Annotated in this window: 3 protein-coding genes; all 3 read left to right on the top strand. The window is 49.2% G+C overall.

Annotation, left to right across the window (positions count from 1 at the left end; all coding sequences use genetic code 11):
• On the top strand, nt 1–1,189 hold a 1,189-nt coding region (locus VM802_RS24605; protein ID WP_325535645.1), incomplete at its 5' end, for a carbamoyltransferase family protein.
• A 137-nt stretch (nt 1,190–1,326) separates the two neighbouring features.
• Nucleotides 1,327–2,577 (top strand): cytochrome P450 family protein, encoded by a 1,251-nt coding sequence (locus VM802_RS24610; protein ID WP_325535647.1) that lies wholly within the window; start codon nt 1,327–1,329, stop codon nt 2,575–2,577.
• A 97-nt stretch (nt 2,578–2,674) separates the two neighbouring features.
• On the top strand, nt 2,675–15,895 hold the full coding sequence (locus VM802_RS24615) for a non-ribosomal peptide synthetase (protein WP_325535649.1): 13,221 nt from the start codon (nt 2,675–2,677) through the stop codon (nt 15,893–15,895).
• The last annotated feature ends 173 nt before the right edge of the window (nt 15,896–16,068 follow it).

A 16,068-nucleotide genomic window follows, 5' to 3' on the forward strand; every position in this document is an offset into this window, starting at 1 on the left:
GTGGGAGAAATTTGCCAAGTACCTTGGCCACTCAGAGTACGACGCCTGTAAAATCATGAGCCTCGCATCCTTCGGTAATCCCGCCATTTACGAAAAACAATTCCAGTCATTCATACAAACAGGAAAAGACAGCTTCGAAATAGATCCATTGGTAGTATGCTTCCGCGTTGAGGACTATACCGCATTGGAAAACCTGTTCGGTATACCAAGGAGGAAAGCAAATGAACCAATCCGCCAGGAGCATATGGATATAGCAGCAAGCCTGCAACAGATCACCACCACCATCCTGCTCGAACTCACCCGTCATATACATGAGGTTACCCAATCGCCCAACCTCTGCCTGGCAGGAGGTGTAGCGCTCAACTGCGTAGCCAATAAAATACTTTTCGAGGAAGGACCCTTCGAACACATCTATATACAACCCGCCGCCAACGATGCCGGCACCTCACTGGGCGCCGCACTGTATACCTATTACAATATCTACAGTGGAGAACACTATCAGCCATTTGAACTGAAACATACCTACCTCGGCCCCGGCTATTCTGATGAGGAAATAATCTACACACTGAAAGGTCTCGGGGTAAACTACCACCACATCGACGAAATTGAAACAGTAGTAGCCAGGCTTATCAGTGAAGGGAATGTAGTAGGATGGTTCCAGGGTAGAATGGAATTCGGCCCGCGCGCACTCGGCAACAGAAGCTTACTCGCCGACCCCAGAAATCCGTATATGATAAAAAGAATGAACCGCCTCGTTAAACACCGCGAAGATCACCGCCCTTTCTGTCCCAGCGTACTGGAAGAAGATGCTGCTGCATGGTTTGAAATCGGTAAAGATGCTATCGCCTCCAGGTTTATGCTCATGGCCTACCCTGTCAATAAATCCAAAGCTAACGATATTCCCGCTGTAGTACACGTTGACGGCACCTGCCGCATTCAGCAGGTACAAGCTGCCACCAACCCAAAGTATCATCAGCTGATTACCGAATTTAAAAAAATAACCGGCGTACCCGTATTGCTCAACACTTCATTCAACGACCGTGAGCCAATCGTCTGCACCCCGGAAGATGCGGTCAGAACATTCCTGAAAACAAAAATCGATTACCTGGCCATCGGGAACTTCCTGCTGAAAAAAGAAGACAACCTGGCCGCCTCCAACAAAGAGGCCTCCATCACGGCATATGCCTGAGATCCGGTGTTGCTGCATACCTGATGTATAAAATGTAAAAAGGAGATACCACTGCTTTTTACATTTTATATGCTGCGGTTGCCCCTTTTTCATACAATTCCACCCCCATGGGTAAAAGCCATCAACAACTTTTATTTATGAAACAACAACAATGTCCCGTAACAGGCAAAACACAGATCGCCGTTGATCTCTTTGATCCCGCATTTGTGAGCAATCCCTACCCCGTTTATACGTCCCTGCGCAATGAAGCACCGGTACAACGTATTACACTGGAAAACGGATACCCCATATGGCTGGTTACCCGTTACGACGATGTAATGGCTATCCTGAAAGATAACCACCGCATCACAAAAGTACCGGGGAAAGCACAACTTAGCGACGGTGAACTGCCGGCACTCCCATTTGACAATATAGACTCAATGGCCATGCTGAGCCACCACATGCTGATGATGGACCCTCCCGATCATACCCGCATACGCACGCTCGTACACAAAGCATTCACGCCAAGACACACCGAGCAACTCCGCCCACGCATACAGCAGATTGCCAATGAGCTGATCGACAAAGTGATCGCCAACGGAAAGATGGACCTCATCGATGACTTCGCCTTCCCGTTACCATTCACCGTAATCGCGGAACTCCTGGGCATTCCCGCAGACGACCAGGACATGTTCCGCAAATGGTCTAACCTCCTCACCGATGGTTATACAACGGAAGAAAACCTGCCATTGGTTCAGGAGGCTACACACGGATTTATCAATTACCTGCAACAGATCTTTTCAGAAAGACGTGCACATCCCTCCAACGACCTCATCAGCTCCCTCGTCGCGGTGGAAGAAGCCGGCGACCACCTCTCTGAACAGGAATTACTTTCAATGGTATTCCTGTTGCTGCTCGCCGGCCACGAAACGACCGTGAACCTGATCGGCAACGGTATGCTGGCTTTGTTGCAACACCCTGAACAATTGGAGAGGTTGAAACTAACACCCTCCCTCATCGAAATCGCAGTAGAAGAAATGCTGCGTTACGATGCCTCTGTTGCTACTTCCACTGTACGTTTTGCCTTGCAAGACATTGCCATAGGAGATGTGGTGATCCCCAAAGGAGAAGAAATATTGTTGATGACAGGAGCCGCTAACCGCGATGAAAACAGATTCTCACAACCTGATACCTTCGATATAACGCGAACGGATAATCGTCATATCTCCTTTGGTCACGGCATCCACTTCTGCCTCGGCGCACCACTCGCACGCCTGGAAGGCGCCATCGCCATCAGCACGCTGCTGCACCGCCTGCCTGCTATCCGCCTGGCGGTACCCCCGGATACATTAACCCGGCGGCCCAGTATGCTGATCCGCGGATTACATCACCTGCCGGTAGTTTATTAAATAATCAGTTCCATATTTCCGGGCCTTCTCTCTGGCTGGCTTACACCTCCTCCACAGAAGGCCCGGAAAAAATGGAACCAACTAACAATATCACCTCATGATACACCAGGTTTCATCAGAAAGGCTATCTCTGACACCAGCCCAGCTCGACATCTACCTACACCAGCAACGTCATCCCAACGCTCCGTTCTATGTTATCGGAGGCTATTATCAGTTAAAAGGCCGCTTGAATCACGGCCGGCTGGAAAAAGTAATACTGGATATTATCAATCACGAACCTGCATTCCGTACAAGACTCGATACCAGCGAAAATAACCCTGTACAATATCAGACAGATGAACAGGAAACAAACATACCACATAAAGACTTCGGCGAATATCCGGAACCACTTGCTGCTGCTTTATCCTGGCTAAAAAATGATTTCGGCATTCCTTTCTCCCTGGAAAATAAATTATATAAGATCATCATCGTTAAGCTATCCGACGACGACTGTCTGATATACATCAAAACACATCACCTTATCATGGATGGATGGGGATTTTCCCTTTTCATCCAACGCCTGGCAGCTGCCTATGAAGGCTCCGCACCCGCTGCTGCTTCCTTTCATTTCCATGATGCTGTCAAAGAAATCAATACCGCCCTTCAAAACACCGGTACCATCCGGCAACAACAGGAATACTGGCAAAACAAGTTTCACACGCTCCCGGCGCCATTGCTGAGCCCCTACAAGGACGCATCATCCGCCCTAAGCAACCGCTATCAGCTGGAAGTACCCTATGCACAATACCAGCAACTCGTACAACTGGCCACAGATAATAAAGCCAGTGTATTTCATGTATTGCTGGGATTACTGTACGTATATTTCACCCGCGCATACCAGACAGACGAACTGGTGATCGGCCTCCCCGTACACAACCGCACCAATGCCCGCTTCAAAAAAGTACTGGGCCTGTTTGTCAGCACCACCCCTGCCCGCTTCTCCTTCGGCACAGACCTTACCTTTAATGAACTGCTCAACGAAATCAAACAAAATCAGAAACAGGACTATCGCTACCAGGGCTACTCCCTGGGACAAATACACCGCGGCCTGCAACTGTTCTCCAAAGGACGTGAACAACTCTTTGACGTTTCCTTTTCTTATGAAAAATTCGATTACGACATCACCGCAACAGGCATCGATAAAATAATCCCCGTCACCTTTACCCACGAACATGATACACAACCCTTCAACCTCTTTGTAAGAGAATACCAACAGAACGAACCTGTATTGTTTGATATACAACTCCATCAAAGTTATTTCAATGCCGCCGCAGGTGAAATGATAGCAGCACGCCTCACACACCTCATCAACTATATACCGTTAAATGCCGGTACGCCTATACGCAACCTGGACTGGCTGCCTGCTGAGGAACAACAGCAATTACTGAAAATCAATCAGCAACCGGTAAGCACCCCGGAAGTCTTTCCTACATTCATTACGGCATTACAGGATGCCACGCGTCGCTTTGCAGACAAAACTGCATTGATTGCCGGCGATGAGGTACTCACCTACTCCCAGCTACAAGAGCAATCCGATCATATAGCTTACTGGCTGCAAAAACAGGGAGCAGGAAAAGACGTCCCCATAGCCGTTTGCATGGACCGCTGCGCTGGCCTGCTCGTTAGCCTGCTGGCCATCTGGAAGGCCGGCAGTGCCTATGTCCCGCTTGATCCGGAATATCCGGAAGAAAGGATCGCCACCATCGTTGAAAATGCCGGTTGCCTGCTGGTAATCACACAAAATGATTATCGCAGCAAATTCAGACATGCCTCCCTGCAAACAGGCACTTATGATGAAATAATGGCCGCTGCACCTGTAACAGGTACACTGCCTGTGCCAGCCGCCGCCGATCTGGCTTACATCATCTACACCTCCGGCTCTACCGGCATTCCCAAAGGAGTGGATATTACACACGGCAGTGTAATTAACTTCCTGGAAGCAATGGCCGCCAGACCCGGACTAACGGAAAAGGATACACTGCTGGCTGTTACTACCATCAGTTTTGATATTCATGTGCTGGAACTATACCTGCCGCTGCTCACCGGCGGCACGGTTGTAATGGCCGCCTCCGGCGAAGCCAGAGACGCCTTCCGCCTGCAACAACTCATTACCCAACATCAGGTTACCACCATGCAGGCTACGCCAGCCACCTGGAAAATGATGTTCCTGGCAAACTGGCAACCAGTCAGCCCTTTCAAAGCCCTATGCGGAGGTGAAGCGCTTCCCCTTTCATTACATCAGTCCTTTCAGCAATACCCGCAAGTGGAGCTATGGAACATGTACGGTCCTACGGAAGCCACCGTATGGGCTTCCGTTGAAAAAGTAACACCTGCTCAAAAAAGCATTTCAATTGGTACGCCAATACGCCATACCGCTTTCTATATATTAGACAGGTTCGGCTACCCCGCCGGATTTGAATTACCCGGCGAATTATATATTGGCGGTAAATGCCTCGCCAGAGGCTATCACCGCCTCCCTGAAAAAACCGCGGAGAACTTTCTGTCACTGCCCTTGTCATCAGGTACAACCCATGTATATAAAACAGGCGACTACGTAGCAATAGGAACAGACTACCAGCTGCGGTTTCAGTCCCGGACAGATGACCAGGTGAAGGTAAGAGGTTTCCGTATTGAACAGGGAGAGATAGAAGCCGTTATCATTTCACACCCTGACGTGCAGGATTGTACAGTAAAGGTATGGCAGGATGACCAGGGCGAAAACTACCTGGCGGCCTATTACGTCACAGCCCCCGGTACAGCTGCTGACAAGACAGTGTTAACGGAATTCCTGTCTGAAAAACTGCCCGCATATATGATACCTGCAGTATGGCATCAGCTGGAAACACTACCACTTACTGCTAACGGCAAAGTAGATAAAAAAGCGCTGCCCCGGCCGGATACCGTGCATACAGGCAATCACTACATTGCGCCCGGCACCCCGGTAACCATCCGGCTGGCCGCCATATGGTCAGCACTTTTTAACGGCGTGCAGATAGGTGTCACTGACGACTTCTTTATGCTGGGCGGAAACTCCATCACCAATATTCAACTGGTGAATATGGCCCGTGCCGCCGGGCTTCCCATGGAAACCTCCGATATCTTTACCCTGACCACCATACGCGAACTGGGACTGGTACTCGACGCAAGAACCCATACTACAGCCTCCCCTACAGATATACTGCCCGCACCGGCAGCCACCCGCTACCCCGTATCGCCTGCACAAAAAAGACTGTTCATATTACAACAACTGGAAGGCGCCGCTACAGCATATAACATGTCCGGTACTTTCATGCTGCACGGCCACGTAGATACAGAACGCTTACAAGTGGCTTTCAAACGGTTGATAGCGCGCCAGGAAAGCCTGAGAACATCATTCAGTCTGGAAAACGGAGAGGTTTATCAGCAAATACATGATGATATTGATTTCAACATAGCCGTTATCAACCTCCCCGCTGAAGAAACAGATGAAGAGCGCGCGTTAGCTATTTGTACCACCGCATTTATACAGCCCTTCAACCTCTCATTCGCACCGCTGCTGCGATGCGGACTGGTGCCGGTCACTTCAGATAAAAGCCTCCTGCTGCTGGACATGCATCATATCATTTCAGACGGGCTGTCTGTCGAAATTTTCCTGCACGAATTGTTCCGCCTGTACGAAAATGACAACCTGCCTGCGTTACCATTACAATATAAGGATTACGCCGTCTGGCAGCATGGAAATGCACCGCAGGCCCGCATCCGGGAGGCATCCTGGTGGCTGCAGCAGTTTGAAGGAGATATTCCCGTACTGCAATTACCCACCGATTTTAAACGCCCCCCAGTTCAGCATTTTGAAGGAGCCAATTTTTATTGCAGGATAGATGCCGCCACCACGGAGAAGATCAGGCAGCTGGCCACAAATCAGAAAGTCACATTATACATGATGCTACTCGCAGCATATAATGTTTTACTTTCAAAATATAGCGGACAGGAAGATATTGTTATTGGCTCCCCCGTAACCCAAAGGCCACATGCAGACCTTCAGTCATTGATCGGTATGTTCGTACATACGCTGCCACTCAGAAACTATCCGCAGAAAACAAAAACATTCCGCACCTTCCTGGCAGCAGTAAAACAAATCGTTACACAGGCGTTTGATCATCCTTCCTATCCAATGGAAACGCTGACAGAACAACTTAACATCCCCAGGGATGTCAGCAGGAATCCATTGTTCGACGTTCTGTTTGTAGTACAGCCGCAACCGCTGCCGGTTATCACTACTACGGACTTTACACTCCTGCCCCATCCAACGGCGCACCAGGTATCAAAATTCGATCTTACGCTGGAAGCAACGGAAACCGGAGAAGAGATCAGTTTGCGCTTCGAATACAGTAGCCGGCTTTTCAAACCATCCACCATAGAAAGAATGGCCGGACACTTCATCCGGTTGCTGAACGCCATAACGGATAATCCGGATACGTTAATCAGCGCTATTGACATCACCTCCGGCGCAGAGAAAAGGAAACTGCTCTATACGCTCAATGATACCCAAAAAGATTTTCCGGCCCACAAAACACTGCCACAGATATTTGAGGAACAAACCCTGCGCGCGCCGGATAATATCGCGGTAGCCTTCGCAGACAAACACCTCTCCTACGAAACACTAAACCGGCGGGCCAACCAGCTGGCTAAAGTATTACAGGCAAAAGGCGTACAACGCGGCAGCATCGTAGCCATGTTTACAGACCGGTCGCTGGAAATGCCCACAGGCATATTCGCCATATTAAAAGCAGGCGGCGCATATCTTCCCATCAGCCCTGAATATCCGGCAGACCGGATAAAATATATGCTGGAAGACAGTGGCGCAACCATACTGCTCACACAAACCGCACACCTGCATAAAATATCCTTTAACGGGATATGCATTAACCTGGAAGACGAACAACTTTATCAGGGAGATACCGGTAATATAGACGCAGGTATCCATCCCACCGATCCTGCCTATGTGATATATACCTCCGGATCTACCGGCAAACCCAAGGGCGCCATGCTCTCTCACCGCGCTGCAGTGAACCGCATACACTGGATGCAGCATAAATACCCGCTTACACCGCAGGATGTGATACTGCAAAAAACGCCTTACACATTTGATGTATCTGTATGGGAACTGTTCTGGTGGGCATTTGCCGGAGCGTCCGCGTATTTCCTGGAACCGGAAGGTGAAAAAGATCCGCAGGTGATCATGGAAACCATCGGGCAGCAACATATCACTGTACTGCACTTTGTACCGTCCATGCTGAATGTATCGCTCGATTACCTGCAAGCCAATACCGGCAAATGGAACCTCTCCTCCCTGCGGCGGGTATTTGCCAGCGGGGAAGCATTACAGGTCAGGCAGGTGTCCGCCTTCCATGAATTGCTATATAACGTATACGGTACTACGCTGCATAACCTCTACGGGCCTACGGAAGCAGCGGTGGATGTATCCTGGTTCGATTGCACGCCAGGCGCAATAACCGACACCGTTCCGATCGGGAAACCGATTGATAATATCAGGCTCTATATACTGGATGATCAGCAGCAGCTCCAGCCGGAAGGTGTGGCAGGCGAACTATATATTTCAGGTGTGGGCGTGGGTATAGGCTATCTGAACCGGCCGGATCTCACAAAAGAAAAATTCCTGCCTGATCCCTTCTTCAAAGGAGAAAGAATGTACCGTACCGGTGACCTCGCCCGCTGGCTGCCTGATGGTAATATAGAATATATCGGACGTACAGATCACCAGGTAAAGATCAGAGGTTTCCGTATAGAACTGGGCGAAATAGAGCAACAGCTTTTACGGCATGCATGGGTGAAGGAAGCGGTCGTATTGACAAAAGAGAATAAGCACCGCGAAAAATACCTTTGCGCATATCTCACCACCACACAGCCTGTCGCCGGAGAAGTACTGCGTGAACACTTGCTATTGGAACTACCCGAATACATGGTACCGGCTTATTTCATACAGCTGGATAAAATGCCTTTATCTCCCAACGGGAAGGCAGACCGCAAAGCCCTGCCGGAGCCGGACATCTCAGGAGCGCCCGGCTCCGGGGTACCCTATGAAGCGCCGCAAACGCACGCAGAAAAAATACTGGTAAAGATATGGGAGGAAGTATTGGATATTACCCCCATCAGTACCGGTGACTCTTTTTTCCGCCTGGGCGGCGATTCCATCAAAGCAATACAGGTAGCGGCAAAGGCCGCACAACAAGGTATCCATATCACTATCAAAGATCAGTTCAGGTATCCTGTAATTAAACAACTGGCCCCGCATATCGTTTATACAGAAACGCAACCGGCAGACTCCCCGGAGTATGTCCCGATAGCAGACATACCGGCATATGGGCTGTCTCCCATGCAGGCGGGAATGTTATTTCACACCATCGCTGATGCCACATCCTACGCCTATACCGATCAGGTGGTATTGGATCTTGATACTCTGCTCGATAACAGCATACTGGAAAAGAGCTTCAATATACTCATCCAAAAACACGATATACTCCGCACCGTTTTTGTGTATAAAGGCATGCAGACGCCGCAACAGGTGGTATTGAAGACCCGTTACCAGGCAATACAGTACAGCAATATATCTCATCTGCATAAACAGGATCAGGCAACATTCCTGGAACAATGGCAACAGGCTGACCTGACACAGGGTTATCAACTGACCGAAGGCCCGCTGCAACGGCTTTACCTGGTAAAAACAGGCGATCATAGCTGCCGCATAATGTTCAGTTTTCATCACATTATCCTGGATGGATGGAGCTTTTCTCTCCTCATGAGTACATTGCTGAAAACTTATCTCGCCGTTGCCGCCGGGAAAAGTATCCTGTCTGCGCCACCCACCCAATTCAACTCCTACATCCACTGGCTCAGTACCCGGGACACCGCTGCCGCTACAGCTTTCTGGCAAACATACCTGGAAGGCTTCAGCTCCAAAACAACACCGGCACAACGCAGGAATACAAGCGCGGCATATCATGTCACGGAAGATATTTTCACGCTGCCGGATACAATCCTCTCCGGTATGCAGCAGCTGTCAGCTCAATACGCCGTAACAGTCAACTCCATTTTACAGGCAGTGTGGGGTTTATTGCTGCAACGCTACTGTAATACAAATGATGTTGTTTTCGGCGCCGTTACCTCCGGCAGGCCACCTGAGATAAAAGACGTTGCAAACGTGGCAGGGTTGCTGATCAACACAATACCCGTGCGGATAAAATGTGCAGGGGAAACAACCTTCATTGAGCTCGTACAACACCTGCAATCATCAGCCCTCACAGCAGATAGCTATAGCTATCTGCCATTGGCCGATGTACAGCAATTGAGTGAGCTGAAGAATGAACTGATCGATCATATACTGGTGTTTGAAAACTTCCCGGTAGATGCCAATCTGCTGCAACAACAACATGGTGCAGGCGCTTCCCTCAAAATTAACCGGGTTAAATTCTATGAGCAGACGCACTACGACCTGAATGTGATTATTGTACCGCTGGATAAACTCTCCATGCGGTTTAACTATAACAGCGAGGTATTTGATAAAGCGCAGATCCATCAGATAGTACAGCATATACAAACGCTGCTCACCGCTATTATCCGGACCCCGGCCATATCCGTTAAAGATATGCCGTTGTTGTCTGCAACAGATGTGGAACAGCTAAACACGTTCAATGATACCGCTTTCCCGTCAGACAATCATTCAGCCATACACCGGCTCTTTGAAGTCCAGGCCATGCAGTCACCTGAAGCGATAGCCATCGTGCATGACGGAGAAGAAATATCATACGCGGAACTGAACCACCAGGCAAACCGGATAGCCGCCTGGCTAAGCGCTTACGGTACCCAAAAAGAGGACGTCGTAGCAATTATTGCCAACAGGTCAATCCGTATGATAGCGGGCGTACTGGGCGCTTTAAAAGCCGGAGCAGCCATTGTACCAATAGATCCCATGTACCCCGGAGACAGGATCAGGTACATACTGGAAGATAGCGGCGCAAAAGTAGCACTGACGGACGAAAGCCTGTCCGTAACGCTGCCCGTTACTTCCGTTACATTCGCCGCCGCATTACAGGCAGCCGGCGCCGATGCACCGCCGGATGTACATATAACGGGAGAAAACCTGTTATACGTCATATACACTTCCGGCACAACAGGTAGGCCTAAAGGCGTGATGCTCGAACACAGGAACCTGGTAAATCTCATCCGCTATCAGCAAAAAGAAAACATCGCGCACTTCTCCGGCAAGGTATTGCAATTTACCACCCTGTGCTTTGACGTATGTTACCAGGAAATATTCAGCACCTTACTGGGAGGCGGCAGTTTGTATATCATCGATGAAGAAAAGAAAAAAGAACCGCCTTATCTCCTCTCCTTCATCGGAGAAAATGAAATAAGCACCATTTTCCTGCCTACTGCTTACCTCAAATTCCTCTTCGGACAGGAACAGTTCGTACAGCAGTTCCCCTCCTGCATAAAACATATCATTACTGCGGGAGAACAACTGGTTGTATCAGATCTCCTGCAGGCATATATCCGCACATCCGGTGTTGTATTGCACAATCATTACGGCCCGTCAGAAACGCACGTAGCTACCACGTATACCCTGCATCAATCAGGAGACCTGGTGGAGATACCTCCCATCGGTAAGCCGGTAGGCAACAACCGCATCTACATCTTTGATCAGTACCGCCGCCTCCAGCCTCCCGGTATCACAGGGGAGATCTGTATCGCCGGCCACAATGTTGGCAGGGGCTACATCGGTAATAAAACGCTTACCAGCAGCAAATTTGAACCCGATCCATTTGTAAGTGGCGAGCGTATGTACCGTACCGGCGACCTGGGACACTGGCGCCAGGATGGAAATATCATCTACACCGGAAGAACAGACCATCAGGTAAAAATACGCGGATACAGGGTAGAACCGGGAGAGATCGAAAGCCGCCTTTTAAGTCATCCGCAGATACAACAGGCTGCCGTAACAGTGTATACCAACACCCACAACGAACAATACCTGACCGCCTATATCGCCGGTACGGCATTGTCCGCAACAGCTGCAAAAGCATATCTGGCAGGAATCCTACCCGCATACATGATTCCGGCTTATATCATGATACTGGAAAAAATACCGCTCACCTCCAATGGTAAGGTAGACCGTAAAGCATTGCCATTACCGGAAAACAACGCAAATGACCAGGAGGAACATGCAGCCCCCGCTACAATCACAGAGGTACGGCTGGCAGCAATCTGGGGCGAAATACTGAATGTCTCACATCCGGGAGCGCTGGATGATTTCTTTGAAACCGGCGGTCATTCCCTGAAAGCCTCCCTGCTCGCAGTAAAACTCCAACAGGAATTCCAGGTGGAAGTACCCCTGAAGCAGATATTCCTGCTGCGTAACATCCGGCAACTGGCAACCAGTATTGATACCCTCTCGAAATCCACACATACGCCCATTACGCCGTTGGCGCCACATACGCACTATGCGCTGTCGTCCGCACAAAAAAGGCTCTATATCCTGGATCAGTTTGAAGACAGCAGCACCGCCTATAACATTCCGTTTGTTGCCCGCGTAAAAGGTAAAATAGACCCCGATCGCCTGGAGCAAGCCATACAGGCACTAATTCAACGGCATGAGGCATTCAGAACATCGTTCAGTATAGTAAACGGAGAACCCGTACAACAGATTGCTGCGCAAGCCGCTTTTCACTTACAACGCATGACCGTATCACCGGAAGAAGTCAACGCCTGTACCATTAACTTCATACAACCCTTCCGCCTCAGTAATGCACCGCTGATCCGCGGCGCACTGCTACAGCTGGCAGACGATGGAACACAGTTACTGCTCCTGGATATGCACCACATCATCGCAGACGGTGTAACGATGGATATACTGCTGAACGAACTAAACTCCCTGTATGACGGCATAACATTGCCGCTACCTCCTATTACTTATAAAGACTACGCAGCATGGCAGCATGCACAAAAAGATAGTCCGGAGCAAAGGAAACAACGCGACTACTGGTTGCAGCAATTTTCTCCAGACAAGGGCGGGATACCTGCATTGAGCCTCCAGACAGATTTTCCACGGCCCGCAGTACAAAGTTTCGAAGGAGATGAAATATTCCTCGATATAGACGCCGCCCTGATGGCGCAACTGAAACAGCGTGCCATCAGCCATAGCGCTACTGCCTTTATGATCGCCTTCGCCGCTTACAACATACTGCTGGCAAAATATGCCGGACAGGAAGACATCGCAGTAGGCACACCGGTAGCCGGCAGAACAAAAGCTGGCCTCGACAGCATAGTTGGTCTATTCGTAAACACAATCGTCCTGCGGAATCAACCTGCCGGAGAAATCTCGTTCAGCAATTTTCTCAACCGGGTAAAAGACAATCTGATCAACGGCGTGGTGCATCAGGATTATCAGTTTGAAGAACTGCTGGACGATCTCAATATAAAAAGGGATCTGAGCAGAAACCCGCTGTTCGATACCATGTTTTCCTATCAACACATCGGTGAGTTGCGTTTAAAAACGAATGACTTTGAATTATCACCCTATGAACAGAAAGCAAATACAGCTAAATTCGACCTCGCATTCAGCATCAACGAGCATGCCGGTAAAAGCAGGCTGGCCGTTAATTACAGTACCCGTTTATTCAGACCCGGTACCGTCAGAAGAATGGGAGAACACTACCTGCACATCCTTAAATACGTACTGGATCAGCCGGATATTCTCCTGAAAGATATTCCGCTGACAACGCCTGCCGAAATACTGGAAATAACCAGCCGCTTCAATAATACGGCAATGGATTATCCCCGGCACCTTACCATACACCAACGCTTTGAACAGGTAGCTGCACAACAGCCGGATGCCATTGCCATCGTACACAATGGAGAATCCGTTACTTACAGACAACTCAATGAGCAGGCCAACCAACTGGCAAAAGTACTACGGGAAAAAGGCGCAGGCCCCGACAATATCATCGGCCTGATGATGGAAAGATCTGCCAGCATGGTCATAACGCTCATGGCTATACTAAAATCCGGCGCCGCATATCTGCCCATCGTACCCGGGCTGCCGGACGACCGTATTCTCGCCATGCTCAGAGACGCAGGCGTAACGCTGGTACTCACAGAAAATGCCGCCTTACCAGGACATAATGTAACGTATCTCGAAGACAACAACCAGCATGAGTTTATCATACGGGAATCAATCACGGATATGCTGCAACAGAAAAGCCCGGATAATTTTGACAACTCCCTTTCAGCGCCCCATCACCTGGCCTACGTAATCTATACGTCCGGCTCCACAGGCATTCCCAAAGGAGTGATGATAGCGCACAAAGGCGTAATCAACCTCGCCACCTGGTTCAACAGGGAACATAACCTGCAAACCAACCGGCGTGTATTGCAAATGACCAGCATCGGCTTCGATGTTTCCGTGGAAGAAATCATCGTTCCTTTACTGAGTGGTGCAGGGATCTATATCATACCAACGGCAGATAAAATGGATAAGGCCAGATTCACTGCATTTATTAAAGAGCATCAGATAAATGTGGCAGAAATAGTCCCTACTCTCCTGCAGGATTACATCGTAGATAATGAACCGCTGGAAAGCCTGCGCGTGATCATTACCGGCGCCGAAAAACTGGACGAGGCACTGAAAGACAGCGTGCTGGACAAAGGATATGCTCTCTATAACATCTACGGACCTACGGAAACAACCGTAAATGCCACAGCAAAAAAATGCAGTAAAGGAGAGGATACCATCGGTACCCCTATGGCCAACACCAGCATCTATATCATGGATCAGTGGAATCAGGTGCTCCCCGCAGGCATACCGGGAGAGCTATGCGTAGCAGGCGATTCGCTGGCAAGAGGTTATCTGAACAGCCCGGAACTAAACAGCAAAAAATTTACAGATCACCCACTTGTAAATGGAGAGAAAATATACCGGACAGGAGACCTCGCCTGCTGGACAAGCAACGGTGAAATTAAGTTCCTGGGTAGAATAGATCAGCAGATAAAGATAAGAGGTTACCGCATAGAACCCGGAGAAATAGCCGCAGTGATGAGCAAATTACCAGGCATAAAAGATACCTGTGTAATCGCAAGAACAGATAAGCAGGCCGACAAATACCTCTGTGCCTACTTTACTGCCGGGCAGGACTATTCCGCCGCCGAAATAAGAACCCTGCTTTCAGCACAACTGCCAGACTATATGATACCGGCGTACTTCATACAACTGCAAAAAATGCCGGTTACCCCCAACGGTAAAACAGACCTGAAAGCATTGCCCGAACCAGACAGGACGCTACATAGCAGTACGCCTTATGTCGCTCCTTCCGGTGAAACGGAAGAACGGCTGGTCGCTATCTGGCAGGAAGTATTAGGTACCACTCCTATTGGAACCCGCGATAACTTCTTTGAAATCGGCGGGCATTCCATGAAGGCGGTAGCAGTAGCAGGACGTATCAATCAGCACTTTAACGCAGACCTTACGCTGACAGACCTCTTCAAAGCACAAACCATACAGGCATTAAGCGCGCTTATTGCAAACAACCGGCATGAAAACGGCTCCGGAGACCGGCACATAACACTGCTCTCCCCTGCCAGAAAACAGCATCTGTTTCTCTTTCCCCCGGCAATGGGACAAGGGTTAGCGTACAGCAGGCTTTCTACAGTTGTAGATTCACACTCACTTTACAGCTTCAATTATATTCATGATGATAGCAGGATAGATATTTATACTTCCCTCATCGAAAAAGTACAGCCACAAGGGCCGTACATACTGTTGGGATATTCTGCCGGTGGAAACCTGGCTTATGAAGTAGCCAAAGCACTCATCAAAAAAGGGCATGCCGTACCTCATATCATCATGATTGATGTAATCCGCAGAAAGGAAAAAATGGGAAGTCTTGGCGAAAGCAAAGAGGCCATCAAAGCCGCCTTGCTCGACGCGCTCTCTCAGAACCACCTGGCAAACGATAATGAAGTATATGTAGAAAAACTAGTGGAAGACACTTATCTTTTTACTGCTTACGTAGATGAGCTGGTGAATGATGGCTGTATTCCATCCAATATTCACCTGATAAAGGCCGAAGAAGAAAAAGAATACTATTGGGAAGGAGCTGTTACCGGTCATGTTACGGTTCATCAGGGCAAGGGAGAGCATATCGCTATGCTTGGACCACAGGATAATCTGCTATACAACGCTGGTATCATCAGTGAAATACTTACCGGTTTAGATCCCAGATGATGTTGGCTAAAGGCTAATAGCTCACCGCTATTAGCCTTTAACTTTTAGCTTTTAGTCGCGGCATATACGTCCGCATGTTCCTGCACATGCGAGCGCACTGGTCAGGTCACCACCTGTTGCCTGGAAGCAATAAGCCACAATATTATCACAATGATGTATGCAATCCAACGCAT

This window comes from Chitinophaga sp. (assembly GCF_035538455.1).
Lineage (GTDB): Bacteria > Bacteroidota > Bacteroidia > Chitinophagales > Chitinophagaceae > Chitinophaga.

Bases quoted from the DNA above. Each gene is read 5' to 3' on its own strand.
- VM802_RS24610 (WP_325535647.1), top strand. From the start codon at position 1,327: ATGAAACAACAACAATGTCCCGTAACAGGCAAAACACAGATCGCCGTT.
- VM802_RS24615 (WP_325535649.1), top strand. From the start codon at position 2,675: ATGATACACCAGGTTTCATCAGAAAGGCTATCTCTGACACCAGCCCAG.